The organism is Streptomyces sp. NPDC000134, from assembly GCF_042899225.1.
In the GTDB taxonomy this organism is placed as follows: Bacteria; Actinomycetota; Actinomycetes; order Streptomycetales; family Streptomycetaceae; genus Streptomyces.
This window is the reverse complement of record NZ_JBIAZN010000010.1, coordinates 263,626-289,964: the sequence shown is the minus strand read 5'-3', so window position 1 is coordinate 289,964 and position 26,339 is coordinate 263,626. Positions and strand designations below refer to the sequence as shown.

Below are 26,339 nucleotides of genomic sequence, written 5' to 3'. Positions count from 1 at the left end.
CCCGCACCGAAGGGAGCAGCATGAGCACGCGTACCGTCGTCCGGGGCGGCCTGGTCGTCACCGCCTCGGACGAGATCCACGCCGACGTCCTGATCGAGGACGGCCGGGTCGCCGCCCTCGCCGCCACCGGCACCCCGGCCGCCGAGGCGTTCACCGCCGACCGGGTCCTCGACGCACGCGGCAAGTACGTACTGCCGGGCGGCGTCGACGTCCACACCCACATGGAGCTGCCGTTCGGCGGCACCTCCGCCTCCGACACCTTCGAGACCGGCACCCGCGCCGCCGCCTGGGGCGGCACCACCACCATCGTGGACTTCGCCGTCCAGTCCAAGGGCAGGTCGCTGCGCGAGGGCCTGGACGCCTGGCACGCCAAGGCCGAGGGCAACTGCGCGATCGACTACGGCTTCCACATGATCGTCTCCGATGTGCGCGAGGAGACGCTGAAGGAGATGGACCTGCTGGTGGAGGAGGGGGTCACCTCCTTCAAGCAGTTCATGGCCTACCCCGGGGTCTTCTACTCCGACGACGGCCAGATCCTGCGCGCCATGCAGCGCTCCGCCCGGAACGGCGCACTGGTCATGATGCACGCCGAGAACGGCATCGCCATCGACGTCCTGGTCGAACAGGCCCTGGCCCGCGGCGAGACCGATCCCCGCTACCACGGCGAGGTCCGCAAGGCCCTGCTGGAGGCGGAGGCCACGCACCGCGCCGTCCGGCTCGCTCAGGTCGCCGGGGCGCCGCTGTACGTGGTGCACGTGTCGGCGGCGGAGGCGGTCGCGGAGCTGACCCGGGCCCGGGACGAGGGGCTGCCGGTGTTCGGCGAGACCTGCCCGCAGTACCTGTTCCTGTCCGCCGACCACCTCGCCGAGCCGGGCTTCGAGGGCGCCAAGTACGTGTGCAGTACGCCGCTCAGGCCGCGCGAACACCAGGCGGCGCTCTGGCGGGGCCTGCGCACCGACGACCTCCAGGTGGTCTCCACCGACCACTGCCCGTTCTGCTTCACCGGGCAGAAGGAGCTGGGCCGGGGCGACTTCTCCAAGATCCCCAACGGGCTGCCGGGCGTCGAGAACCGCATGGACCTGCTCCACCAGGCCGTCCTCGACGGGCACATCGGCCGCCGCCGCTGGATCGAGATCGCCTGCGCCACCCCCGCCCGGATGTTCGGCCTCTACCCGAAGAAGGGCACCATCGCGCCCGGCTCCGACGCCGACATCGTCCTCTACGACCCGGCCGCCGAGCAGGTGATCTCCGCCGGGACCCACCACATGAACGTCGACTACTCGGCGTACGAGGGCCGGCGCGTCACCGGCCGGGTCGAGACCGTGCTCTCGCGCGGCGAACTGGTCGTCACCGACCGGGAGTTCACCGGACGCAAGGGACACGGCGTCTACCTCCCGCGCTCCACCTGCCAGTACCTGCGCTAGTCCCTGCCCCCCGTGCCCGTACCGGCCCCACAACCAGGAGCGGCGCCCATGGACTTCGGACTCGTCCTCCAGACCGACCCGCCGGCCTCCCGGGTCGTCAGCCTGATGAAACGGGCCGAGCGGAACGGCTTCCGCTACGGCTGGACCTTCGACTCCGCCGTGCTCTGGCAGGAACCGTTCGTCATCTACAGCCAGATCCTCGCCAACACCACGAAGCTCACGGTCGGCCCGATGGTCACCAACCCGGGCACCCGCACCTGGGAGGTCACCGCCTCCTCCTTCGCCACCCTCAACGACATGTTCGGCAACCGCACGATCTGCGGCATCGGCCGCGGCGACTCCGCGATGCGGGTGGCCGGCCGGGGTCCGAACACGCTGGCCCGGATGAGCCGGGCGATGAAGGTCATCCGGGCGCTGGGCAGGGGAGAGGAGGCCGACCTCGGCGACGGCGCGAAGGTCCGCTTCCCCTGGATCGGGCCCGGCGCCGAACTCCCCGTCTGGATGGCCGCGTACGGGCCGAAGGCGCTGCGGATGGCCGGGGCGGAGGCCGACGGGTTCATCCTCCAGCTCGCCGACCTCTACCTCACCGAGTCCATGGTGCGCACCGTCAAGGACGCCGCCGTGACCGCCGGCCGCGACCCGGCCGAGGTGACGATCTGCGTCGCCGCCCCCGCCTACGTCACCCCCGACGACTCGCCCCGGTCCCTCGCCCACGCCCGCGAACAGTGCCGCTGGTTCGGCGGCATGGTCGGCAACCACGTCGCCGACCTGGTCGCCCGGTACGGCGAGCGTTCGGAACTGGTGCCGCGCGAGCTGACGGAGTACATCGCGGCCCGCGAGGGCTACGACTACACCCACCACGGCCGCTCGGGCAACCCGGACAGCGCGTTCGTCCCCGACGAGATCGTGGACCGCTTCTGCCTCCTGGGCCCGCCCGCCGCCCACGTCGAGAAGCTGCGCGCGCTGCGTGAGCTGGGCGTGGACCAGTTCGCGGTGTACGCGATGCACGACGCGCGGGAGAAGGTCATCGAGGAGTACGGCAGCCACGTCATCCCCGCACTGCGCGCCTGAACCCCCCGCGACGGCCGGGGCCGGCCCCGCGCGAGAGGACCGGCCGGGCAGCTCAGCCGGCGGCGGCCGTCCCCTCCAGCGCCGCCACCGCCTCCTTCGCCGCCTTGATGGCGCCCTTGTTGATCGTGTCCGTGCCCGGTGCCTTCTTCGACTCGAAGTCGCTGCCGTCGTACGTGATGACCACCAGCGCGTTGGCGGCGCGGACCACCACCGTGCCCTCGCGGGTCTGCTGCTTGTCCTCGGTGGTCAGCTCGACCACCGAGTACGCCGCGTCGCCGAGACCGGGCACCTCGCCGCCGCCGCTGTCTTCGGCGATCCGCTCCCGGTACGTCGTCAGCGCCTCCTCGTCCGTCTCCGACAGCTCGAAGGAGACGTCGAGCCAGCGGTAGTCGTAGCCCTTGAGCGCGTTCCAGGAGCAGGTGCGGCGCACCTCGGCGTCGGTCGACGGGATCTCCTTGCCGGCCGGCTTCGCCCCCGGCACCAGCGCGGTCACCGTCTTCTTCGCCAGGCTCGCGCAGGGATCGGGGGCCGCGGCGTACGTCTTCGCCGCGGCCCGCGTCGCCGGTGCCGAGGCGGACGGCCGGGTGGCCCGCGGCGACGGCTCGGGCGTGGCGGCCGAGGTGGTGTCCGGGCCGGACGACAGCGCCCAGCCCGCCGTGGCGAGCACGGCGACGGGGGCCAGGCGCGCGGTCAGGGCGAGCGGCAGAGGCAGTGAACGCACGGCGCACTTCTCGGGGGGGACGGTGCGGAGAGGGTCCGCACTGCGGACGGGACGTCAGTGTCACACGTCTCCCGGTGCGGCGGAAGGGCGAACTCGCTCCGTACCCGGGCGGTGACACGGGCGTGCCGGACCCCCGTACCGGCGGCCGGTGACACGCGGCCCGGCCGGGGTTACGGGGCGCGGTGGGCCGAGCGCGCGGACAGCGCGGTCTCCACCCGGTCGACGGCGCCGAACGCGCCGTAGGCCACCAGGTGCACCAGGCAGTGGTCGGTGTGCTCCGGGCGCCGCCAGGCCGCCACGTCCTCGTCGGTGATCCGGTACGGCGCTAGCGCCGCCAGCAGCACCAGCCGTGCGCCCGGCCGCTCCCGCCGGCTCGGGAAGCCGTCGGGGGAGAGCGGCGGATGCCCGCCGTCCCAGCGTGCCAGCTCCGCCCGTACGAGGGACTTCTCCTCGGGACCGAGCAGGCCCTCGCCCCGCAGGGCCGCCGTGCGCAGCGCCGCGTACGCCGGTCCGACGGCCGTCCCGGCGGCCCACTGAGGCCCCGGGCCCGGATCGTCCAGCAGGGCCAGCGCGGCGCCCGGCACCGCGGTGCGGCGCACGGTGCGCGACAGCGTGCGGCCCCCCAGGCTGCGTACCGCGCGCAGCTTCTCCGCGTTGCCCGGCAGCAGCTTCTCGGTCAGCAGCGCCGCGCTGCTCGACGCCGAGGAGGGCATCGAGGTGGTCGGCGAGGCGGCCGACGGCCTGCGGGGAGTGGAGCTGGTGCGCGCCGAAGTGCCGGACATCGCCCTGATCGACGTACAGATGCCGGTGATGACGGGGATCGAGGCGACCCGCCGGATCGCCGCCGACCCGGCGCTGGCCGCCGTCCGCGTCGTCATCCTCACCAACTACGGACTCGACCAGTACGTCTTCGACGCGCTGCGGGCGGGCGCGGGCGGTTTCCTGCTGAAGGACACCGAGCCGGCCGACCTGCTCCAGGCCATCGAAGTGGTGGCGCGCGGAGAGGCCCTGCTGTCCCCGTCGGTCACCCGCACCCTGATCGGCGAGTTCGTCTCCCGCCCCCCGGACCGGACCGGCGCGCCCGGCCTGGAACACCTCACCCGCCGCGAACGCGAGGTCACCGCCCTCGCCGCGCGGGGGCTGAGCAACGAGGAGATCGCCGCCCACATGGTCATCAGCCCGCTGACCGCCAAGACGCACATCAGCCGGGCCATGACCAAGCTGGGCGCCCGCGACCGCGCCCAACTCGTCGTCTTCGCCTACGAGACGGGACTGGTGAGCGCCCGCACGACCGGGTGACGACCACCGCTCGGGCGAGGGCGAGGGCGCGGGCGAGGGCGCGGACCGGTCACGCGAACGCGCGACGCCGCTGACGGCACCGGGGCCGCAAGGCGCGCGGGGCGGCCTACGGCACCCGGGCCGTCCACTCCGGCGAGGAGAACTTCTCGCGGGCCAGCTTCTCCGCGCGGGCCGACTCCTCGTCGGTGACCTTGCCCCGGACCAGTCCGTACCGGCCGCGGAAGGAGTCGATCATGCGGTCGATGACGGCCTCGCGGGGCAGGCCGGTCTGCCGGCGCAGCGGGTCGACGCGCTTCTTGGCGCTGCCCGTGCCCTTGTCGGAGAGCTTCTCGCGGCCGATGCGGAGCACCTCGACCATCTTGTCGGCGTCGATGTCGTACGACATGGTCACGTGGTGCAGCACGGCACCGGGGCCGCCGCCGGGACCCACCATCCGCTTCTGCGCGGCACCCGCGATCTTGCCCTGGTCGGTGGCGATGTCGTTCAGCGGCTGGTACCACGCCCGGATGCCCATGTCACCGAGGGCGCCCAGCACCCAGTCGTCGAGATAGGCGTAGCTGTCCTGGAAGGAGAGGCCCTGCACCAGCGCCTCGGGCACGGACAGCGAGTACGTGATCGTGTTGCCCGGCTCGACGAACATCGCGCCGCCGCCGGAGATCCGGCGCACCACCTCCACGCCGTGCCGGGCGGCGCCGTCGGGGTCCACCTCGTTGCGCAGGGACTGGAAGCTGCCGATGATCACCGAGGGGGAGGCCCACTCCCACACGCGGAGCGTCGGGGGGCGCCGGCCGGCGGCGACCTCGGCGGTCAGTACCTCGTCCAGCGCCATGTGCAGGGCGGGCGGCTGCGGCCCCTCGTGGATCAACTGCCAGTCGTAGTCGGTCCAGTCCGTGGCGTGCGCCAGGGCGCGGCGCACGGCGATGCCGACGCCCTCCGAGGTCAGCCCGTACATCACGGTGCCCTCGGGGAGCGCCGCGTCGATCCGGGCGGCCAGGCCGGCGGCGTCGGTGTCCGCGGGGGCGCCCTCCAGCGCGCCGTTCACCGCGTCGAGCGCCTCGTCCGGTTCGAGGAAGAAGTCGCCCGCCACACGCGCGTGACGCAGCACACCGTCCTCGACCTCCACGTCCACGACGACGAGCTTGCCGCCGGGCACCTTGTACTCACCGTGCACTGATCCGCCTCCGCATGTTCCGGTACAGAAGGGGAACGACGGCGCGGACCGGGGTGTTCCCGGCCCCGGCTCACACGAGGGTGACGAGGAACGGCCCGGCGGTGGAGGTGAGGCACTGGGGGGTCGTGCGGGCGAGCGGGGCGGACGGTCCCGGTCCGCCCCCGTCGCCGACGGCTCGCTGGAGCTGCCCGCCGGTTGCGCGCCCCTCACGGAAGCCGCTGGTCCCGGAAGTCGTCGATGATGCCGTCCAGGCAGTGGTCGACCACCGCGGCGATGGTCAGGGCCGGGTTGACGCTCCCGGTGGTGCCGGGCAGGAGGGCGCCGTCGAGGCAGTAGAGGCCGGGATGTCCGCGGAGTCTGCCGTGCCAGTCGGTGACCGTGCCCAGCCGGACTCCGCCGGTCGCGTGGGTGACGACCGGCCGGGAAGGGTTGACCGGGGTGAGGCCGGCGTCCGGCAGCAGCCCGGTCACCTCCCGCATCAGGTCCTCGGCGCGTGCCCTGGCCCCCGCTTCGTACCGGGCGTCCCAGTCGAGCCGGACCCGGCCGTCCGGGCCGGTCGTCCACCTGCCGAACCGGTCGGCCGTCCCCATCCCGAGCAGCACCATCCCGCCCGCGTTCAGGGGCGCGGCGAGCGGCGAGTGCATCAGGCCGACGGTCCCGGTGGCGTCGTGCACCATCGTCGCGGAGGGTCCCCCCTGGACGGTGTCCGCGGGCAGGCCGGAGGTGTGGACGACGGCGAGGTGGTCGCCGTTGGCCCCCCACCCCTCGCCGACGGACGGATGCAGGTGCGGCAGGCCGCCGTCCCGGCGGGCCGCGAGCAGCAGACGCGGGGTGTGCACACCGGCGGCGAGCACCAGCCGGCCGCACCGGAAGACGACCCGGTCGACGACCGTGCCGTCCTCCGCGAGGTGCTCGGCGAGCACCCGGTAGCCGCCGGGCCGGTCCTGCTCCAGGGACGTCACCCGGTGCAGGGCGCGCACGGAGGTCAGCCCGGTGGCCCGTGCGCGGGCCAGGCAGGTCCGGTCGACGCTGGCGCGGGCCCCGCTGTCGCAGCCGGTGAAGTGGTACTGGCCGACTGTCGCGGCCCGCGGCCGGGTGCCGCGCAGTTCGTCCCGTACGGCGTCGAAGTCGAAGGCGCTGCGGATCGTCTCCACCGGCAGGCCGGTGGCGCGTGCCGCCCGGTCGAACAGGGCGTGCGCGGTGTAGGGAGCTTCGTCCAGCAGGTCCGCCGGGAACGGGGCGGCGTCCAGCCAGTCGCGGGCCCGTGGGTAGTGGACCTGGTCGAACCGGTCGTGGTCGAGCGCCGGGAAGACGGCCCGGAAGGCCGGCTCGGGGGGCTGGGCCAGCACCGCCCCGTACACCAGCGTCCCCCCGCCGACCCCCGCGCCGCACACGATCACCGCCGGTTCCTCGGTCACGACGTCGAGCAGCCCGGTGGACCGTGGCAGGGCTGCCTCCACGGCCGTGAACAGGGTCGACCACGGTGCGTCGCGCAGCGGGGGGAAGGGGGTGGAGTCGTCGTCCAGCCAGATCAGCCGGCGGTCCATCGACGGGAAGTGCGGGAAGGTGCCTCCCTTCGGGTCGAGGGGCCAGTGCCGGCCGCGTTCCAGCACCACGGAGCCGACGCCGGCCTCGGCCAGGCGGCAGGCGGTGATGGCGCCGCCGATCCCGGAGCCGACGATGACGACGTCATGGCGTTCCTCCCGGGCGGAGGCGGCTTCCGCGGCCGGAGCGTGCCGCGAGCCGGTTCCGCGCTTCGCGATGTGCCCTCGGATCAGCTTCCGCAGCGACATGGGGCCACCCTTCAGCGGTGGGGGAGGAACGTTTATGCGCGGGGGTGGTCCCGGCGGAGCGGCAACAGGCCCAATTGCCCGTAGTAGTCCTTCGCCACTTCGATCGCACTCAGCGCTCGCGGAAATCCGGCGTAGGCGCCGGTGTGGGTGAATACCGCGATCACCCTCTCCGGGCTCACTCCCAGGCGGTGGGCGATACGCAGGTGCAGCTTGAGCTGTTCGGTGGTACCGCCGAGTGCGGCGAGTACCGCGAGTGTGATCAATTCCCGTTCACCGTGACTCAGTACGGGATCGGCGTGCAGTTTCTCGAACGCGGTGTCCAGGACGAGGTCGGCGATGTGGCTCCCGACAGGGGCGAGTTCCTCGATGAATTGCCTCACCGCGGCCTCGCCCGCGACCTCGACCGCGGTGGGGTGACGGGTTTCCGCCGTCTCCGCGGAAGGGCTGTCCGGGCCGCCGTCATTCACCATGTGCGCACCCTCCCCATGGCCCGAACGTCCGGCCGCGGGAAATGCGGCATGTGCGGGGGAATCCTGTCACCCGAAAAGTACAGATCACCGTCGGCGGGAGGGGAAGAGCACGGGGAGGTTTCGGCGGAAAACCACCGTCCCGACCCGGATCGTGCGCGCGCTCGGCATCGCCCGTCGGCTTCCCTTTCCGTGAGGCGTGCGCAGTGAGGCGGCGGCAGTGACCGCCACCCCCACCGCTCCAGTGGCGGGACTGCGGGACGGGGCGCGGGTGACATGGTGGGCGACCGGGACCCGCCCGCCGCCCGGACCCGGCCCGCGGGTGTATTCGAGACACGAGCCGCGCTCAGCCCCAGGTCCCGCCGGCCGGCTCCTCGACGGTGCGGCCGATCCGGCGTCACCCGTCAACTCCCGCGCCCCTTGCGCCGATAGCCTGCTGCGGGAGCGGGCGGGACGGGCCCCTCGGGACGGGCACCGGCGGAAACTCCCCGGGCCGGCCCGCCCCCGGGGCCCGCCCCGCGTGCCCGACGTCCTGGCCGGTACAGCAGACAGTGAGGTGAGAGCCCCGTGTTCACCACCCGCCCCACCCTCCAGGGGACCTTCGGCATGGTCTCCTCCACCCACTGGCTCGCCTCGCAGTCCGCGATGGCCGTGCTGGAGGACGGCGGCAACGCCTACGACGCCGCCGTGGCCGGGGCGTTCGTCCTGCACGTCGTCGAACCGCACCTCAACGGGCCCGCCGGAGAGGTGCCCATACTGATCGCCCCGGCGGGCGGCGAGGTACGGGTGCTCTGCGGTCAGGGCGTGGCACCGGCCGGGGCGAGCGTCGCGCACTACCGGGGCCTCGGACTGGACCTCGTCCCCGGCACGGGCCCCCTCGCCGCCGCCGTGCCCGGCGCGTTCGACGCCTGGATGCTGCTGCTGCGCGACCACGGCACCAAGTCCCTCGCCGACGTCCTGAAGTACGCCATCGGCTACGCCGAACACGGGCACGCGCCCGTGGAGCGCGTCGGCGAGACCGTGGCGACCGTACGCGAGCTGTTCGCGACGCGGTGGACGTCGTCGGCGGAGGTCTACCTGCCCGGCGGGCACCCGCCCCGCCCCGGCGAGCTGCTGCGCAACCCCGCGCTCGCCGCCACCTGGAAGCGCCTGCTCGCCCGGACCGAAGGGGCCGGCGACCGGGAGGCCCGGATCGAGGCCGCCCGCGAGGTCTGGCGCACCGGGTTCATCGCCGAGGCCCTGGTCCGGCAGGCCGCCCGCCCCACCCTGGACACCAGCGGCGAGCACCACACCGGCACCCTCACCGCCGCCGACCTCGCCGCCTGGAGCGCGACCTACGAGCCGCCGGCGACGTACGACTGGAACGGCTGGACGGTGTGCAAGGCCGGGCCCTGGAGCCAGGGACCGGTGCTGCTCCAGCAGCTCGCCCTGCTCCCGCCCGAACTGCCCCCCTACGGCTCCGCCGACTACGTCCACCTGCTCGTCGAGGGCTGCAAACTCGCCATGGCCGACCGGGAGGCGTGGTACGGCGACGCGGCCGACGTCCCGCTCGGCGACCTGCTGTCGGCCGAGTACAACGCCGCGCGGCGGACGCTGATCGGCCCGCGGGCCTCCTTCGAGCTGCGGCCCGGCAGCCCCGGCGGGCGCACCCCGCGGCTCAGCGCCCACGCGTGCGTGGCGGCCGTCGCGGTGCCCGACGGGGCGGCCTTCGACGCGCTGGGGATCGGGGAGCCGACCGTCGCCAAGTCCCCGGCCTCCCCGGTGCCGGGAGAGCCGGACGTCGCCGCCGACGGCGGCACGCGCGGGGACACCTGCCACCTGGACGTCGTGGACCGCTGGGGCAACATGGTCGCCGCCACGCCCAGCGGCGGCTGGCTCCAGTCCAACCCGGTCGTCCCCGAACTGGGCTTCCCGCTCGGCACCCGGCTGCAGATGACCTGGCTGGAGGAGGGCCTGCCGAACTCCCTCACCCCCGGCCGCCGCCCCCGCACCACCCTCACGCCCTCCCTGGCCCTGCGCGACGGCGAACCCGTCCTGGCGTTCGGCACACCCGGCGGGGACCAGCAGGACCAGTGGCAGCTCCACTTCCTGCTGGCGGTCGCGCTGCGCGGCCCGGTCCGCGGCGGCCTCGACCTCCAGGGCGCCATCGACGCCCCCAACTGGCACAACGACAGCTTCCCCGGCTCCTTCTTCCCGCGCGGCATGCGACCGGGCAGCGTGACCATGGAGGCTCGGACGCCGGCCGAGGTCGTCGCGGCACTGCGCCGCCGGGGACACGACGTCCTGCTCGGCGACCCCTGGTCCGAGGGCCGCCTCTGCGCCGTCGCCCGGGACCCCCGCACCGGCGTGCTCTCGGCGGCGGCGAACCCCCGCGGCATGCAGGGGTACGCCGTCGGCCGCTAGGGCCGCGCACCCGGTGTTCGTGACGATTCCACCTGGTGTGCACCGGCCGGGCGGGGATTGTCAGTGCCGCGTGGTCTCATGGACACATGATCGAGGACAACGAAACCATCGACGAGTTTCTCGCCCGGCACACCGATGACGTGGAGGAAGCGGTCCGCAAGGCCGCCGCCCAGGAGGTCATGCCGCGCTGGCAGCGGCTCGCCGAGCACGAGGTCGACCAGAAGACCGGGCCGCACGACCTGGTCACCGACGCCGACCGCAAGGCCGAGCTGATCCTGACCGGGGCGCTGCCCGCCCTGCTGCCCGGCTCGGTCGTCGTCGGCGAGGAGGCGGTGCACGCCAACCCGGCCTCCTACGAGGCGATACGGGGCGGGGCGCCGGTGTGGATCGTCGACCCGGTCGACGGGACACGGCAGTTCGTGCGCGGCGAGACCGGCTTCTGCACGCTCGTCGCGCTCGCCCACCGCGGGGTGGTGCGCGCCTCCTGGACGTACGCGCCCGCCCTCGACCGGCTGGCCACCGCGGTCCGCGGCCGGGGCGCCCACCTGGACGGCGAGCGACTGCACGCCGGCCCTCCGGAGCCCGGCCGTGACCTGCGGGTCGCCACCTCCCACCCGGACTACACCACGGACGAGCAGAAGCGTGCCCTGCTCGCCCTGCGCACCCCGGGCGTGGCACCCCGCCCCTGCGGCTCGGCCGGACTGGAGTACCTGGCCGTGGCCCGCGGCGAGTGCGACGCGGTGGCGTTCTCCTGGGAGGCGGCCTGGGACCACGCGGCGGGCCTGCTGCTCGTCGAGGAGGCGGGCGGCACCCACCTGACCGTCACGGGCGAGCCCTTCCGCGTCACGGGGGGCAACGAGTTGCCGTTCACCGCCGCCCGCGACGCCGCCACCGCCCGCCGCCTGGTGGCCCTGCTCTCGGGGGAGGCCGCCTGATCCGCCGGGCCCGTCCGGCGGCCCGCTCCGGCGCCGGTGCCCGTCCGGCGGCGCGCTCTGGCGCCGGTGCCTGTCGGCGGGCGGCCGGTGGGTGCCCCTTCGCGCCGGTGCCTGCCGATGCCCGCCCAGCGGTACGCGCCCGCACCCCTGTCCGTCCGTGCCCGGCGGCGGTGCACCCCGGCGCCCGGCGGCGGTGTGCGTCGGCCTCCGTGACGGCCGGCGCCCGGCGGCGGTGTCCCCCGGCCCCCGTGCCCGCCGGTGCTCGGGCCTATCCTGATCCGAGTGGCCGTCGGCTGACGAAGGGGTCCGAAGGTGCCGATGCTGGACGCGGTCGTGGTGGGGGCGGGGCCGAACGGGCTGACGGCCGCCGTGGAGCTGGCCCGGCGCGGTTTCTCCGTCGCCGTCTTCGAGGCCCGGGACACCGTGGGCGGCGGCGCCCGCACCGAGGAGCTGACCCTGCCCGGCTTCCGGCACGACCCGTGCTCCGCGGCGCACCCCCTCGCCATCAACTCACCGGCGTTCCGCGCCCTGCCCCTGGAGCGCTACGGCCTGCGATGGCTGCACGCCCCGCTGCCCATGGCGCACCCCTTCCCCGACGGCTCCGCCGCCGTGCTGTCCCGCTCGGTCGGCGAGACCGCCGCCTCCTTCGGCCCCCGGGACGCGGGCACCTACCGCAGACTGGTCGAGCCGTTCCTGCCCCGCTGGGACACCCTCGTCCGCGACTTCATGTCCCTGCCGCTCAGCGCCCTGCCGCGGGACCCGGTCACCCTCGCCCGCTTCGGCCTGGCCGGGCTGCCCCCGTCGACCTGGCTGATCCGCCGGTTCCGCGACGAGAAGGCGAAGGCCCTGTTCGCCGGGCTCGTCGCGCACGTGATGGCCCCGCTCAGCGGCCTGGCGACCGGTGCCGTCGGCCTGGTCTTCGCCCTCGCCGCGCACGCCCGCGGCTGGCCCGTCGCCCGCGGCGGCTCGCAGGCGATCTCGGACGCCCTCGCCGCCCACCTCCTCGACCTCGGCGGCACCGTCCACACCGACTACGAGGTCAAGCGCCTGGACGACCTGCCGCCCGCCCGCGCCTACGTCTTCGACACCTCACCCACCGCCCTCGCCCGCATCGCCGGCCTCGGCAACCACTACGACACCTTCCGGTACGGCCCCGCCGCCTTCAAGATCGACTACGCGCTGGACGGACCGGTCCCGTGGACCGCGCCGGAGGCCCGCACCGCCGGCACCGTGCAGATCGGCGCGGACAGCGCGGAGATCGGCGCCGCCCTGCACGCGGCGGCCCGCGCGGGCCGGGCCCCGGACAAGCCGTTCCTCATCACGACCCAGCCCGGCGTCGCCGACCCCACCCGCGCCCCCGCCGGCAAACAGGTCTTCTGGGCCTACGGCCACGTCCCCAACAACTGGACCGGTGACCTCACCGACGCGATAGAACGCCAACTGGAGCGCTTCGCCCCCGGCTTCCGCGACCGGGTCCTCGCCCGCGCCGTCGCCGGCCCGCCCCAGTTGGCCGCCCGCAACGCCAACTACGTCGGCGGGGACATCGCCTCCGGCGCGGCCTCCGGACTCCAGCTCCTGCTCCGCCCGAAACTGTCCCTGTTCCCGTACTCCACCCCGCACCCGGCCGTCTTCATCTGCTCCTCGTCCACCCCGCCGGGCCCCGGCGTGCACGGCATGTCCGGGCACAACGCGGCGAAGGCCGTCTGGCGGAGGCTGCGGCAGACATGACCGCCATCACCCTGGTCCAGGGCGACATCACCCTGCAGAGCGCCGACGCGATCGTCAACGCGGCCAACTCCTCCCTCCTCGGCGGAGGCGGCGTCGACGGCGCCATCCACCGCCGGGGCGGCCCGGAGATCCTCGCCGAGTGCCGAGGACTGCGCGCCTCGCGGTACGGCAAGGGCCTGCCCACCGGCATGGCGGTCGCCACCACCGCCGGTGCGCTGGACGCGCGCTGGGTGATCCACACGGTCGGCCCGGTCTGGTCCGCCACCGAGGACCGCTCCGCCCTCCTCGCCTCCTGCTACCGCGAAAGCCTCCGCGTCGCCGACGAGTTGGGCGCCCGCACGGTCGCGTTCCCGGCCGTCTCCGCCGGTGTCTACGGCTGGCCGATGGACGACGCGGCCCGCATCGCCGTGGAGACGGTACGGGCCACGCCGACCGCCGTCGAGGAGGTCCGGTTCGTCCTCTTCGACGCCCGCGCGCACGAGGCGTTCACCCGACGACTCGGCTGACCCCCCGCCCGGCCCCACCCCCGCCCCGGCCCGCACCACCCCCGCCCGCGCACGAACCGACAAAGTCCGACGGGGTAATTGATTCGGTTGTGTTCGGGTCCTAGGGTGACCGTGTTTCCGTAGTCGCTCCCTCACCCGCAGTCGCGACGCACCCCCTTCCGCAACTGCCCCGCCCGCACCGTGCGTTGAGCCGCCCCCACGATCCTCACGGAAGGCCACGGTCATGCCGCACCCGCCCGTGTCACCCGCCGCCCGCCCCCGCCCGGTGGTCAGCCGCCGCCGGCTCCTGGAGGGCGGTGCCGCTGTCCTCGGCGCGCTCGCCCTGTCCGCCCCGCCCGGCAGGGCCGGCGCGGCCACCCCAGACGGCCCCCCGGAGTGGAACGACTTCGGGGTGTTCCGGGTCGGCACCGAGCCGCCGCACACCACGCTCATGCCGTACCCCGGCGTCCGCGAGGCCCTCGCCGCCGACCGCACCCGCTCCCCGTACCGGCTCAGCCTCGACGGCACCTGGAAGTTCGCCTACGCGGACCGCCCCGGCGACCGCGACCCCGACTTCCACCGCACCGACCTGGACGACGGCGACTGGGACCGCATCCCGGTCCCCTCCGTCTGGCAGACGCACGGCTACGACCGGCCGATCTACCTCAACATCACCTACCCGTACTGGGGCCCCAACGGCCTCGGCGAGGACCCGCAACCGCCCGCCGCGCCGACCCGCTACAACCCGGTCGGCCAGTACCGGCGCACCTTCACCGTCCCCCGCGACTGGTCCGGCCGCCGCACCTTCCTGCACTTCGAGGGCGTCAAGTCCGCCCACTACGTGTGGATCAACGGCGAGCTGGCCGGCTACGACGAGGACTCCTGCACACCTTCCGAGTACGACATCACCGACCGCCTCAGGCCCGGCACCAACCAGATCGCCGTGGAGGTCTACCGCTACTCCGACGGCGACTGGCTGGAGGACCAGGACATGATCCGGCTGAGCGGCATCTTCCGCTCGGTCTACCTGTACTCCACCCCGGCCGTGCACCTGCGCGACTTCAAGATCGACACGCTGCTCGACGACACGTACACCGACGCCGAACTGTCCGTCACCGCCGCCGTGCGGGCCTACGGCGGCGCCGGGGCCGGGCGGCACACCGTGGAGACCCAGCTCTACGACGCCCGCGGCCACGCCGTCTGGTCCCGGCCGCTGCGGGCCGCCGCCGATCTCGGCACGGTCGGCGCCGGCGAGGATCTCACCGTACGCTCCGCCAAAGGTGTGCCCGCGCCGAAGCTGTGGTCGGCCGAACACCCGCACCTCTACACCGCCGTCCTCCAACTGCGCGACCCCGCCGGGAAGGTGATCGAGACCCTCTCGCACCGCGTCGGCTTCCGGGAGTTCGCGCTCAGGGCCGGCCTGATGCGGATCAACGGCAGGCCCGTCTCCCTGCGCGGCACCAACCGCCACGAGATGCACCCCGACCACGGCACCGCCCTCACCCGCGAGAACCTGGTCGAGGACATCCGGATCATCAAGCGGATGAACATCAACAGCGTCCGCACCTCGCACTACCCCAACCACCCGCTCTGGTACGAACTCGCCGACGAGTACGGCCTGTACCTCGTCGACGAGACCAACCTGGAGACCCACGGCATCCGCGACGACTACCCCGGCAGCCACCCCGAGTGGACCGCGGCGTGCGTGGCCCGCGTCCAGAACATGGTCCACCGGGACAAGAACCACGCCAGCGTCGTCATCTGGTCCCTCGGCAACGAGGCCGGCACCGGCTCCACCTTCACCGCCATGCACGACTGGGTCCGCTCCTACGACACCACCCGCGTCATCCAGTACGAGGGCGACGACCGCCCCGGCATCAGCGACATCCGCTCCGAGATGTACGACACCCCCCAGCGCGTCGAACAGCGCGCGAAGGACACCACCGACACCCGGCCGTACGTGATGATCGAGTACGCCCACTCGATGGGCAACTCCACCGGCAACCTCTTCAAGTACTGGGACCTGATCCGCCGTTACGACGTCCTCCAGGGCGGCTGGATCTGGGACTTCGTCGACCAGTCGCTGACCTGGCCGGTCCCCGGGCGCACCCTGCTCACCGAGACGGGCCCCGCCGGACTGCGCGGCGAGATCCTCACCGCCGCGGGCCGCTTCGACCGCACGGAGGGCCTGTCCGGCCCCGCGGTCTTCGCCCGCGACGAGAGCCTGGACCTGACCGGCTCGCTCACCCTGGAGGCGTGGGTCACCCCGCACTTCACCGGCTACCACCAGCCGGTCATCGCCAAGGGCGACACCCAGTACGCGCTCAAACTGAACAACCGCACCCTGGAGTTCTTCCTGTACTCCGGCGGCCAGTGGATCACCACCACCTGGACCGTGCCGGCGGACTGGACCGGCCGCGAACACCACCTCGCGGGCGTCTTCGACGCCGACGCCGGCACCCTCACCCTGTACGTCGACGGCGAGCGCCGGGCCACCCGCACCACCGACCGCCGCCCCGCCGTCACCACCGCGCCGCTCGCCCTGGGCACCGACGCCGACAACCAGACCCGCGAGTTCAGCGGCACCATCCGCCGCGCCCGCGTCTACGCCCGCGCCCTCACCGCCGCCGAACTCGCCGACGACGGCCGCGGCCCCGGCGACGACGGCGTGCGCTTCTGGTTCGACGCGGCGACCGTGAAGACGGACCGGAAACGCCCGGAGCAGAAGACCTTCTTCGCGTACGGCGGCGACTGGGGCGACAACCCCAACGACGGCCCCTTCGTCGCCGACGGCATCGTCACCGCCGACCGCGGCCACACCGGCAAGGCCGCCGAGGTCAAGCGCGTCTACCAGGCGATCGGCGTCGAGCCCCGCTCCGGCGGACCCGGCGCGGTCACCCTGGTCAACGAGTACCTGTTCACCGACCTCCGCGAGTTCGACGGCCACTGGCAACTCGTCGCCGACGGCGAGACCGTACGCCGCGGCCGGCTCACCCGCGACCAGATGAGCGTGGCACCGCTGTCCCGCGAGGACATCACCGTCCCCGTACGGCTCCCCGACGACCCGGCGCCCGGCACCGAGTACTTCCTCGAAGTGTCCTTCACCCTCAAGGCGGACACCCCCTGGGCGAAGGCCGGCTTCGAGGTGGCCCGGCGGCAGCTCCCGCTCGACGCCGGTGTCCCCGCCGTCACCCCCGTACCCCTCGCCCGGGTCCCGTCGCTGCGCCACCGCGACGGCGCCGACGAGGTCACCGTCGACGGCCGCGGCTTCACGGTCACCGTCGACAAACGCACCGGCACCATCACCTCGTACGTCGCGCGGGGCGTCCGGCTGATCACCTCCGGGCCGGTGCCCAACTTCTGGCGGGCGCCCACCGACAACGACCACGGCAACGGCCAGCACACCCGCAACCAGACCTGGCGCGACGCCGGCGCCCGGCGCGAGGTGACCGGCGTCGAGGTCCGCGCGCACGGCGGGCGGGCCGTCGAGATCCGGGTGGCCGGCACCCTGCCGACCACGGTGCGGTCCTCGTACACCACCACCTACACGGTGTTCGGCAACGGCGAGATCAAGGTCGACAACACGCTGCACCCGGGCGCCCCGAACCTGCCCTACCTTCCCGAGGTCGGCACGATCCTGTTCCTGCCGCGCCGCCTGGACCGGCTGCACTGGTACGGCCGGGGCCCCGAGGAGAACCACTGGGACCGGAACACCGGCACCGACGTCGGCCGGTACTCCGGGACCGTCGCCGGGCAGTGGACGCCCTACATCCGGCCCCAGGAGAACGGCAACAAGACCGACGTCCGCTGGGCCGCCCTCACCGACGCCCGCGGCACCGGGCTGCTCGCCACCGGCGAACCCCTGCTGGAGGTCAACGCCTCGCACTTCACGCCCGAGGACCTCTCCACGGGCGTCCGGCACGACTACCAACTCACCCCCAGGGACGCCGTCGTACTGCGGCTGAACCACCGTCAGATGGGGGTGGGCGGCGACAACAGTTGGGGCGCGCACACCCACGACGAGTTCAAACTCTTCGCCGACCGGGACTACGCCTACACCTACCGGCTGCGCCCGCTGACCGACGTCCGGGACGCCACCGGGATGTCGCGCCGGCCCACCGCACTGGATTAGCGGTCCGGGAGCCCGGGGTAACCGGGCTCCCATGGGTGACGTACTGGTCGGAGCATGCGGGTGGACGGACCGGCAACTGGCCGCCAGCGGTTGGTATCCGCGCGGGCGGCGGGACGCCGAGGGGAGGCTGCGGCACTACGCCTCCCGGCTGCCGGTCGTCGAGGTCGACTCCGGGTACTACGCGCTGCCCCGCCGCCGCAACAGCGAACTGTGGGTGGAGCGCACCCCCGAGGGCTTCCGCTTCGACGTCAAGGCGTTCTCGCTGCTCACCGGCCACCCCACCCGCCGCGAGGCGCTGCCCGCCGATCTGCGGGCCCGCGGCGACGGACCGGCGGGCCCGGCGCTGCTGGACGAGGTGTGGGGGCGGTTCGCCGAGGCCGTCGAGCCGTTGCGCAAGGCGGACAGGCTGGGCGGCGTGCTGTTCCAGTTCCCGCCCTGGTTCGCACCCGGCCCGGACGCCGAGCGCACGCTGGAGGAGTGCGCGGAACGCACCGCGGGCTGGCCCCTGGCCGTGGAGTTCCGGCACCCCGGATGGTGGTCGCCGACGTGCGCCGAGGACACCCGCGCGCTGCTCACCGGCCTTGGCGCCACCGCCGTCGGCGTCGACATGGCCCAGGGCCTGTCCGGCTCCCTGCCGCCCGTCCTGCCGGTGACCCGGCCCGGCCTCGCCGTCGTCCGCTTCCACGGCCGCAGCAGGTCCTGGGGGAGGGGCAGCAAGGAGGACCGGTTCCGCCACGACTACGACGTCACCGAACTCGCCGCGTGGGTGCCCCGGCTCCGGCGCGCGGCCCGGCACACCGAGGAACTGCACGTGCTGTTCAACAACTGCTGCGGCGACGCCGCCGTACGCGCCGCCGAGACCATGCGGGACCTGCTCAGCCGGCCGGGTCGCTGAGCCCCAGCCGCAGATGCTCCACGTGGTACACGGCCTGGTCGAGCAGCTCGGCGACATGGGCGTCGTGCAGCGCGTACACCACCGACCGGCCGCGCCGCTCGCCCACCACCAGACCCAGGTTGCGCAGCAGCCGCAACTGGTGGGAGCACGCCGACTGCTCCATGCCGACCTCCGCCGCCAGCTCGGTGGCGGGCAGCGGCCCCTCGCGCAGCTTGGCCAGGATCAGCAGCCGGGACGGCGTGGACAGGGCCTGGAGGGTGGTGGCGACCTTGGCGACATTGCCCGCGTCCAGACGCACCCGCTCGGCGGTGTCCTTCGCGGGGGTGGCGGCTCCGTGACCCATGCGGCCATCTTACGCACCGCCCCCGAGACGCCCCCCGGCCCCGGTGAGCGGGAGGTCGATGTCGGAATCTCGCCAGCCCCGGCGGGTCCGCACCGCCATCCTGGAGGCATGCGGAACGCGATGCACACCGACACCGAGCGCTGCGTGCGCGCCGTCCGGTCCCAGGACGCGCGCTTCGACGGCTGGTTCTTCACGGCCGTCACCACGACCGGCATCTACTGCCGGCCGAGCTGCCCGGTGGTGCCGCCCAAGCCGGAGAACATGACCTTCTACCCGAGCGCGGCCGCCTGCCAGCAGGCCGGGTTCCGGGCCTGCAAGCGGTGCCGCCCGGACACCAGCCCCGGCTCCCCGGAGTGGAACCACCGCGCCGACCTCACCGCCCGCGCGATGCGGCTGATCGCCGACGGCGTCGTGGACCGCGCCGGCGTGCCCGGCCTCGCCGCCCGGCTCGGCTACAGCACCCGGCAGATAGAACGCCAGCTCCTCGCCGAACTCGGCGCCGGACCCCTCGCGCTCGCCCGCGCGCAGCGCGCCCGGACCGCCCGGCTGCTCATCGAGACGACCTCGCTGCCGATGGCGGAGATCGCCTTCGCCGCCGGGTTCGCCTCCGTGCGCGCCTTCAACGACACCGTCCGCGAGGTCTTCGCCCTCTCCCCGACCGAGCTGCGCGCCCGCGCGCCCAGGACCGGCCCCGGCACCGCCCCGGGCACCCTCGCCCTGCGCCTGCCGTTCCGCGCCCCCCTCAACCCCGACAACCTCTTCGGCCACCTCGCCGCCACCGCCGTACCGGGCGTGGAGGAGTGGCGGGAGGGCGCCTACCGCCGCACCCTGCGCCTGCCCTACGGCCACGGCACCGTCGCCCTCGCCCCGCGCCCCGACCACATCGCCTGCCGGCTCTCCCTGAGCGACCCCAGGGACCTGACCGTCGCCATCAGCCGCTGCCGGCGCCTGCTCGACCTGGACGCCGACCCGGCCGCCATCGACGGCCAGCTCGGCGCCGACCCGCTGCTCGCGCCGCTGGTCGACAAGGCGCCGGGGCGGCGGGTGCCGCGCACGGTCGACGAGGCCGAGTTCGCCGTCCGCGCGGTCCTCGGCCAGCAGGTCTCCACCGCCGCCGCCCGCACCCACGCCGCCCGCCTGGTCCTCGCGCACGGCGACCCGGTGGACGACCCCGAGGGCGGCCTCACCCACCTCTTCCCCACCCCCGAGGCCCTCGCGGCGGCCGACCCCGGGGCGCTGGCGATGCCGCGCACCCGCCGGACCACGTTCACCACCCTGGTCCGCCATCTGGCCGACGGCTCGCTGGGCCTCGGCGTGGACAGCGACTGGGCGGACACCCGCGCCCGCCTCCTCGCGCTGCCCGGCTTCGGCCCCTGGACCGCCGACGTCATCGCCATGCGCGCCCTCGGCGACCCCGACGCCTTCCTCCCCACCGACCTCGGCATCCGCCGCGCCGCCCGGGACCTCGGGCTGCCGTCCACCCCGGCGGCGCTCACCGCCCGCGCGGCGGCCTGGCGGCCCTGGCGGGCGTACGCCGTGCAGTACCTGTGGGCGACCGACAGCCACCCGATCAACTTCCTGCCCCAGTGAGGCACCGCGTGAAGCAGCACACCGTCACCGACAGCCCCTACGGCCCCCTCACCCTGGTCGCCGACGACGGCGTCCTGAGCGGCCTCTACATGACCGACCAGCGCCACCGCCCGGCCGAGGAGAGCTTCGGGCCCCGCGACGAGCGCCCCTTCGGCGAGGCGATCGACCAGCTCACCGCCTACTTCGCGGGCGACCTGAAGGAATTCACCCTGGAGCTGCGCCTGAACGGCACCCCGTTCCAGCGCACGGTCTGGGACCGGCTGCGGGCCATCCCCTACGGCGAGACACGCACCTACGGCGAACTCGCCGCCGAGCTGGGCAACCCCGCCGCCTCCCGCGCCGTCGGCCTCGCCAACGGCCGCAACCCGATCGGCATCGTCGTCCCCTGCCACCGCGTCATCGGCGCCGGCGGGAGCCTCACCGGCTACGGCGGCGGCCTGGAGCGCAAGCGCCGGCTGCTGGACTTCGAACGGGGGGCGGCGCTGTTCTGACCGGCCGGCCGCCGCGTCGTACGCCGTCAGCGGCCGACGCGGCGGCCGTTCTCCAGCTCCGCCGGCCCCGAGCCCTCGGCCAGCACGTCCAGGGCGGCCAGGACCCGGCCGTGCAGGGGGCCGAGGAGGAAGCCGGCGAGGTCCTCGCGGGGGACCAGCCGCCAGGACAGCAGCTCCTCCTCCTGGAGCCGGATCGCCTTCAGGTCGTCCTCGGTGAGGACCCCGCCGTCGTACAGGTACGCCACCAGCGGCGGCCGGCCCGTGCCCGGCACCCAGTCGACCGCGAGCAGCGGGCCCAGGGTGACGTCCAGGCCGATCTCCTCGGCCGTCTCCCGGCGCGCGCCCTGCCGGGGCGTCTCACCGGCGTCGGACTCCACCGTGCCGCCGGGCAGCGCCCAGCCCTCGCGGTAGTTCGGCTCGACCAGCAGGACGCGGCCCTCGGCGTCCCGGAACAGGGCGGCGGCACCGGCCAGGACCCGGGGGAGGCCGGCGATGTACGTGGCGTAGTCAGCAGTGCTCATCCCGGAAGCCTAACCAGGGGGCACCCGGCGCATTCCGGGCCGTTCGTCCCGTTCCAGCGGGTGGGCGGGGGCATGACGGCCGGGGCGTGCTGCGGTTAAGGTCGCAGCGGCGCGACTGCCTTGACGTGCGCAAGGCTCGGAGAGCAAGGGGAGAGCAAGGTGGCTGACGCTTCAGTGGACGGGACCCGCCGGGTACTGGTGGCCGCGGACAAGTTCAAGGGCTCGCTGACGGCCGTCGAGGTCGCCGAGCGGGTGACGGCCGGGCTGCGCCGGGTGGCGCCGGACGTGACGGTCGAGGCGCTGCCGGTCGCCGACGGCGGCGACGGGACGGTGGCCGCGGCGGTCGCGGCCGGGTTCGAACGCCGGGAGGTACGGGTCGCCGGCCCGCTCGGCGCGGAGGTGACGGCGGCGTTCGCGCTGCGCGACGGCACGGCGGTCGTGGAGATGGCCGAGGCGAGCGGGCTCCAGCGGCTTCCGGCCGGGGTGCTGGCGCCGCTGACGGCGTCCACGTACGGCTCCGGTGAGCTGCTGCGGGCCGCGCTGGACGCGGGCGCCCGGACCATCGTGTTCGGGGTCGGCGGCAGCGCGACCACGGACGGCGGCGCGGGGATGCTGTCGGCGCTGGGCGCGCGGTTCCTGGACGCCCGGGGGGAGCCGGTGCCGCCGGGGGGTGGCGGGCTCGCCGAGCTGGCCTCGGCGGACCTGTCCGGACTCGACCCCCGGCTGTCCGGCGTGGAACTCGTCCTCGCCAGTGACGTCGACAATCCGCTGACCGGGCCGAAGGGGGCGCCCGCGGTCTACGGCCCGCAGAAGGGGGCCTCGCCGGACGACGTGGCCGCGCTCGACGCGGCGCTCGACCGCTTCGCCAAGGTCCTGGAGGGGGCGGTGGGGGCACGGGCCGCCGAGTACGCCGCCTCGCCGGGCGCGGGGGCGGCGGGCGGCATCGGGTACGGGGCGCTGCTGCTGGGGGCGCGGTTCCGGCCGGGCATCGAGGTGATGCTCGACGTCCTGGGCTTCGGTCCCGCGGTGGAGCGGGCCGGACTGGTCATCACGGGCGAGGGCTCGCTGGACGAGCAGACCCTGCACGGCAAGGCGCCCGCCGGGGTCGCGGCGGCGGCGCGGGCGGCCGGCAAGGAGGTCGTCGCGGTGTGCGGGAGGCTGGCGCTGCCGGCGGAGGCGCTCGGGCGGGCGGGCATCCGCCGCGCCTACCCGCTGACGGACGTCGAGCCGGACGTGACGGTGTGCATCGCCGACGCGGGCCCGATCCTCGAACGCGTGGCCGAGCAGATCGGCCGCGACTTCCTGAACTGAGGCCGGGTCACGCACCCGTCCGTGCCTCTCGGCCGACCGAGTCGGGTGGCGGGCGGGTGCGGGTCCGGGGGCTGGGGGCGGAGCCCCCGGCAGGAAGCGCCGGGGTACGAAAAAGCGGGCCTCGGACCGAATCCGGTCCGAGGCCCGCCCGGCGGAACGTCACGGCAACTGCGCCGTCCGCGCCTCACGCCGATTGTCCCGGAAGTTGTTCACCTTGCGAGCCGTGGCGAACAGGGGGATCACCGCCCCCATGACCAACTGCAGCGCACAGCCCGTCTGCAGCAGCAACTGCCCGCTCGGCGCGTCGAACGCCCACCCCGCCAGCAGCCCCATCGACAGCACGATCCACGACAGCATCGCCACCGCGAGCCGCCCCCGCGGCTTCGGGTACTCCACCCGGCTCACCATCAGCCAGGCCGTCCCGATGATCGCCAGCACCGTCGCCACGAACGGCAGTTCGAGGAGCACGATCGAGACGACCGTCAGCGCCCCGAACGGCGACGGCATCCCCTGGAACGTGCCGTCCTTCACCGTCACGCAGGAGAATCTCGCCAGCCGCAGCACGACCGCCAGCAGCACCACGATCGCCCCGACCGCCGCCAGCCGCTGATGCGCGTCGTCGGCGACCATGCCGTAGACGAGGACGAAGTACGCCGGCGCCAGCCCGAAGCTGATCAGGTCGGAGAGGTTGTCAAGCTCCGCGCCCATCGGCGAGGACCGCAGCTTGCGTGCGACGAGCCCGTCGAACAGGTCGAAGACGGCCGCGCACAGCATCAGGATCACGGCCGTCGCGGCGCTGTGCCGCGCCATGCCGCTCTCCTGGCTGCCCTGGAGGTGCGGGATGAGGATGCCGGTGGTGGTGAAGTACACCGCCATGAAGCCGCACGTGGCGTTGCCGAGGGTCAGGGTGTCCGCTATCGACAGGCGGAGCGAGAGCGGCATCTCCTCCTGCTCGAAGACCTCGTCGGCCTCGTCGGCCTCCGGGACCCAGTTCGCCTTGGTGTCCGGATCAATCACGGTCAATGCGAGTCACCCCTGCCACGGTCTTCTGACCGACCTCGACCGCGACCTCCACGCCCTCCGGCAGGTAGAGGTCGACACGCGAGCCGAAGCGGATCAGGCCGATCCGCTCACCCTGCTCGACCTTGGTGCCCTGCGGCACGTACGGGACGATACGACGGGCCACCGCGCCGGCGATCTGGATCATCTCGATGTCACCGAGTTCGGTGTCGAAGTGCCAGACGACCCGCTCGTTGTTCTCGCTCTCCTTGTTGAAGGCGGGAACGAAACCACCGGGCACGTGCTCGACCGAGGTGACCGTGCCGGACAGCGGCGCGCGGTTCACATGGACGTTGAGCGGGCTCATGAAGATGGCGACGCGGGTGCGGCCGTCCTTCCACGGCATGATGCTCTGCACCACGCCGTCGGCGGGCGAGATGACCCGGCCCTGGGCGACCTCGCGCTCGGGGTCGCGGAAGAACCACAGCATCCCCGCCGCCAGCGCGGTGACGGGGACGGCGACGGCCTTGGCGGCTCCCGAGCGGCGGGCGCGGACCAGGCTGACGGCCGCGGTGGCGACGGTCGGGAGGAGCCACGGCGATGCTCCGCGCGCGAGGCGTACGCCGGCGAGGCTGTCGCGAGGTGCAGAGGTTTGGCTGTGGGGCATGGATGACCTTCGTAGCGGATGAGGCCGCGCTCTGACGGGGGACGGCGGCTTTTCGGCGATCGTAGCGGCTCGGGGCCGCAACTGGGTAAGCCAGGAAGCCGAGTCGGCGGCCGAGGGGCCCCTACGGGGTGTGATCTTCTTCTCCAAGAAAACACCCCGTATCCGGACATTCAGCCCTGGAATCGATACTCTTCGAGCAGCCTGCGCCCGATGATCATTTTCTGGATCTCGGCGGTCCCTTCACCGATCAGCAGCATCGGCGCTTCCCGGTAGAGGCGCTCGATCTCGTACTCCTTGGAGAAACCGTAGCCACCGTGGATACGGAAGGCGTCCTCCACGACCTCCTTGCAGTACTCGGACGCGAGGTACTTGGCCATCCCCGCCTCCAGGTCGTTTCGTTCGCCGGAGTCCTTTTTGCGTGCGGCGTTCACCATCATCGCATGCGCCGCCTCGACCTTGGTGGCCATCTCGGCCAGCTTGAACTGGATGGCCTGATGCTGGGCGATCGGCTTGCCGAAAGTGTGACGCTCCTGGGCGTACCGGACACCCAGCTCGAAGGCACGCTGGGCGACGCCGCAGCCACGCGCCGCGACATTCACCCGTCCCACCTCCACACCGTCCATCATTTGGTAAAAACCTCGGCCGGTGGTCCCGCCGAGCACCCGATCGGCCGGAACGCGCAGTCCGTCCATGATCAACTCGGTGGTGTCGACGCCCTTGTAGCCCATCTTGTCGATCTTCCCGGGGATGGTCAGACCGGGGCGCACCTCGCCGAACCCGGGCTCCTTCTCCACCAGGAACGTCGTCATCGACCGGTGCGGGGCGGTCCCCTCGGGGTGACCCTCGTCACTGCGGACCAGGACGGCCACCAGGGACGACGTACCGCCGTTGGTGAGCCACATCTTCTGGCCGGTCAGCACGTACTCGTCGCCGTCCCGGACGGCCTTGGACGTGATCGCCGAGACGTCCGAGCCGAGCGCCGGCTCCGACATGGAGAACGCGCCGCGGATGTCCCCGGCGGCCATCCGGGGCAGGAAGTACTCCTTCTGCTCCGCCGTGCCGTGCTGCTTGAGCATGTACGCCACGATGAAGTGGGTGTTGATGATGCCGGACACCGACATCCAGCCGCGGGCGATCTCCTCCACGCACAGCGCGTAGGTGAGCAGCGACTCGCCCAGGCCGCCGTACTCCTCGGGGATCATCAGGCCGAACAGGCCGAGTTCCTTCAGGCCGTCCACGATGGCCTGGGGGTACTCGTCGCGGTGCTCCAGTCGGGTGGCGACCGGGATGATCTCCTTGTCCACGAAGTCGCGGACGGTGGCCAGGATCTCCTGCTGGACGTCGGTCAGACCGGCGGTCTGGGCGAGGCGCGCCATCGCTACTTCCCCTGTTCCCTCAGCTCGGGGCGGCCCGGCTGTTCGCCGCCGCGCTCCTCGGTGTACGTCTCGGTGGGCACCATCACCTTGCGGCGGAACACGCACACCAGGGTGCCGTCCTGCTTGTAGCCCTTGGTCTCCACGTGCACGATGCCGCGGTCGCCCTTGGACTTCGACGGCCACTTGTCCAGCACGGTCGTCTCGCCGTAGACGGTGTCGCCGTGGAAGGTCGGCGCCACGTGCCGGAGCGACTCGATCTCCAGGTTGGCGATCGCCTTGCCCGAGACGTCCGGCACGGACATGCCGAGCAGCAGGCTGTAGACGTAGTTGCCGACCACCACGTTCTTGCCGAAGTCGGTGGTGTGCTCGGCGTAGTGGGCGTCCAGGTGGAGCGGGTGGTGGTTCATGGTGAGGAGGCAGAAGAGGTGGTCGTCGTACTCCGTGACCGTCTTGCCCGGCCAGTGCTTGTACGTCGCCCCGACCTCGAACTCCTCGTAGGTGCGGCCGAACTGCATCG

Annotated in this window: 22 protein-coding genes and 1 pseudogene; 12 read left to right on the top strand and 11 right to left on the bottom strand. The window is 73.5% G+C overall.

The genetic code is table 11. From position 1 onward, the window contains the following. The first annotated feature begins 20 nt into the window (after positions 1-20). Positions 21-1,424 carry a dihydropyrimidinase gene (gene hydA, locus ACFY32_RS17680; RefSeq protein ID WP_359197258.1) on the top strand — a complete coding sequence of 468 codons (1,404 nt, stop codon included), beginning with the start codon at positions 21-23 and terminating at the stop codon, positions 1,422-1,424. 48 nt (positions 1,425-1,472) lie between these two features. Continuing rightward, positions 1,473-2,495 carry a TIGR03842 family LLM class F420-dependent oxidoreductase gene (locus tag ACFY32_RS17675; protein WP_390674636.1) on the top strand — a complete coding sequence of 341 codons (1,023 nt, stop codon included), beginning with the start codon at positions 1,473-1,475 and terminating at the stop codon, positions 2,493-2,495. A 52-nt stretch (positions 2,496-2,547) separates the two neighbouring features. Here ACFY32_RS17675 and ACFY32_RS17670 read toward each other — a convergent pair whose 3' ends face one another. Together ACFY32_RS17670 and ACFY32_RS17665 are read right to left on the bottom strand one after the other, a co-directional pair. Then, positions 2,548-3,216 carry a hypothetical protein gene (locus ACFY32_RS17670; protein ID WP_359197252.1) on the bottom strand — a complete coding sequence of 223 codons (669 nt, stop codon included), beginning with the start codon at positions 3,214-3,216 and terminating at the stop codon, positions 2,548-2,550. Between the two features lie 170 nt (positions 3,217-3,386). After that, positions 3,387-3,905: pseudogene (locus ACFY32_RS17665) on the bottom strand (DNA-binding protein); the annotation flags it as partial. Here ACFY32_RS17665 and ACFY32_RS17660 point away from each other — a divergent pair. Continuing rightward, positions 3,871-4,515, top strand: coding sequence for a response regulator (locus ACFY32_RS17660; RefSeq protein WP_390674635.1), 645 nt, complete (start codon positions 3,871-3,873; stop codon positions 4,513-4,515). The pseudogene ACFY32_RS17665 and the gene ACFY32_RS17660 sit on opposite strands and share 35 nt — an antisense overlap. A 106-nt stretch (positions 4,516-4,621) precedes the next feature. On the opposite strand, the gene ACFY32_RS17655 is transcribed toward ACFY32_RS17660, so the two are convergent. The 3 genes from ACFY32_RS17655 to ACFY32_RS17645 form a co-directional block, all read right to left on the bottom strand. Continuing rightward, positions 4,622-5,686 carry a biotin/lipoate A/B protein ligase family protein gene (locus ACFY32_RS17655; protein ID WP_359197247.1) on the bottom strand — a complete coding sequence of 355 codons (1,065 nt, stop codon included), beginning with the start codon at positions 5,684-5,686 and terminating at the stop codon, positions 4,622-4,624. Between the two features lie 206 nt (positions 5,687-5,892). Beyond that, a complete protein-coding gene (locus ACFY32_RS17650) occupies positions 5,893-7,479 on the bottom strand; it encodes a GMC oxidoreductase (protein ID WP_390674634.1) in 1,587 nt (528 codons plus the stop codon). Positions 7,480-7,511: 32 nt separating this feature from the next. Next, on the bottom strand, positions 7,512-7,949 hold the full coding sequence (locus ACFY32_RS17645) for a carboxymuconolactone decarboxylase family protein (protein ID WP_390674633.1): 438 nt from the start codon (positions 7,947-7,949) through the stop codon (positions 7,512-7,514). Positions 7,950-8,513: 564 nt separating this feature from the next. Here ACFY32_RS17645 and ACFY32_RS17640 point away from each other — a divergent pair. From ACFY32_RS17640 to ACFY32_RS17615, 6 genes are all read left to right on the top strand, one after another. Then, entirely contained in the window at positions 8,514-10,349 is a 1,836-nt protein-coding gene (locus tag ACFY32_RS17640) for a gamma-glutamyltransferase family protein (protein WP_390674632.1), read from the top strand. A gap of 86 nt (positions 10,350-10,435) precedes the next feature. Further along, positions 10,436-11,284: an inositol monophosphatase family protein gene (locus tag ACFY32_RS17635; RefSeq protein ID WP_390674631.1), complete on the top strand. Its 849-nt coding sequence runs from the start codon at positions 10,436-10,438 to the stop codon at positions 11,282-11,284. 318 nt (positions 11,285-11,602) lie between these two features. Next, entirely contained in the window at positions 11,603-13,012 is a 1,410-nt protein-coding gene (locus tag ACFY32_RS17630; RefSeq protein WP_359197349.1) for an NAD(P)/FAD-dependent oxidoreductase, read from the top strand. Further along, positions 13,009-13,518 (top strand): O-acetyl-ADP-ribose deacetylase, encoded by a 510-nt coding sequence (locus ACFY32_RS17625; protein ID WP_359197232.1) that lies wholly within the window; start codon positions 13,009-13,011, stop codon positions 13,516-13,518. The genes ACFY32_RS17630 and ACFY32_RS17625 overlap by 4 nt, the downstream gene beginning before the upstream one ends. Before the next feature lie 223 nt (positions 13,519-13,741). Beyond that, on the top strand, positions 13,742-17,629 hold the full coding sequence (locus tag ACFY32_RS17620; RefSeq protein WP_390674630.1) for a glycoside hydrolase family 2 TIM barrel-domain containing protein: 3,888 nt from the start codon (positions 13,742-13,744) through the stop codon (positions 17,627-17,629). A gap of 31 nt (positions 17,630-17,660) precedes the next feature. Beyond that, positions 17,661-18,524: a DUF72 domain-containing protein gene (locus ACFY32_RS17615; RefSeq protein WP_359197227.1), complete on the top strand. Its 864-nt coding sequence runs from the start codon at positions 17,661-17,663 to the stop codon at positions 18,522-18,524. Here the strand turns inward: ACFY32_RS17615 and ACFY32_RS17610 are convergent. Next, positions 18,505-18,867, bottom strand: a complete 363-nt coding sequence (locus ACFY32_RS17610; RefSeq protein WP_359197224.1) for a metalloregulator ArsR/SmtB family transcription factor — start codon at positions 18,865-18,867, stop codon at positions 18,505-18,507. The genes ACFY32_RS17615 and ACFY32_RS17610 overlap by 20 nt on opposite strands. A 120-nt stretch (positions 18,868-18,987) precedes the next feature. Between ACFY32_RS17610 and ACFY32_RS17605 the strand changes: the two genes are divergently transcribed. Further along, a complete protein-coding gene (locus tag ACFY32_RS17605) occupies positions 18,988-20,457 on the top strand; it encodes an AlkA N-terminal domain-containing protein (RefSeq protein ID WP_390674656.1) in 1,470 nt (489 codons plus the stop codon). Between the two features lie 8 nt (positions 20,458-20,465). Then, positions 20,466-20,948, top strand: coding sequence for a methylated-DNA--[protein]-cysteine S-methyltransferase (locus ACFY32_RS17600; protein ID WP_390674629.1), 483 nt, complete (start codon positions 20,466-20,468; stop codon positions 20,946-20,948). A 26-nt stretch (positions 20,949-20,974) separates the two neighbouring features. Here the strand turns inward: ACFY32_RS17600 and ACFY32_RS17595 are convergent, their stop codons facing one another. After that, positions 20,975-21,469: an NUDIX hydrolase gene (locus ACFY32_RS17595; RefSeq protein ID WP_359197219.1), complete on the bottom strand. Its 495-nt coding sequence runs from the start codon at positions 21,467-21,469 to the stop codon at positions 20,975-20,977. A 174-nt stretch (positions 21,470-21,643) separates the two neighbouring features. Between ACFY32_RS17595 and ACFY32_RS17590 the strand changes: the two genes are divergently transcribed. Then, positions 21,644-22,780 (top strand): glycerate kinase, encoded by a 1,137-nt coding sequence (locus ACFY32_RS17590; protein ID WP_359197339.1) that lies wholly within the window; start codon positions 21,644-21,646, stop codon positions 22,778-22,780. A 159-nt stretch (positions 22,781-22,939) separates the two neighbouring features. Here the strand turns inward: ACFY32_RS17590 and pssA are convergent, their stop codons facing one another. The 4 genes from pssA to ACFY32_RS17570 form a co-directional block, all read right to left on the bottom strand. Continuing rightward, positions 22,940-23,722, bottom strand: coding sequence for a CDP-diacylglycerol--serine O-phosphatidyltransferase (gene pssA / locus ACFY32_RS17585; protein ID WP_359197336.1), 783 nt, complete (start codon positions 23,720-23,722; stop codon positions 22,940-22,942). Positions 23,723-23,789: 67 nt separating this feature from the next. Then, on the bottom strand, positions 23,790-24,446 hold the full coding sequence (locus ACFY32_RS17580) for a phosphatidylserine decarboxylase (RefSeq protein ID WP_359197216.1): 657 nt from the start codon (positions 24,444-24,446) through the stop codon (positions 23,790-23,792). Between the two features lie 170 nt (positions 24,447-24,616). Beyond that, on the bottom strand, positions 24,617-25,822 hold the full coding sequence (locus tag ACFY32_RS17575) for an acyl-CoA dehydrogenase family protein (protein ID WP_359197213.1): 1,206 nt from the start codon (positions 25,820-25,822) through the stop codon (positions 24,617-24,619). Between the two features lie 2 nt (positions 25,823-25,824). Next, the gene (locus ACFY32_RS17570; RefSeq protein WP_359197333.1) at positions 25,825-26,337 is read right to left on the bottom strand and encodes a MaoC family dehydratase; all 513 of its coding nucleotides are present in this window, start codon (positions 26,335-26,337) and stop codon (positions 25,825-25,827) included. Positions 26,338-26,339: the final 2 nt, after the last annotated feature.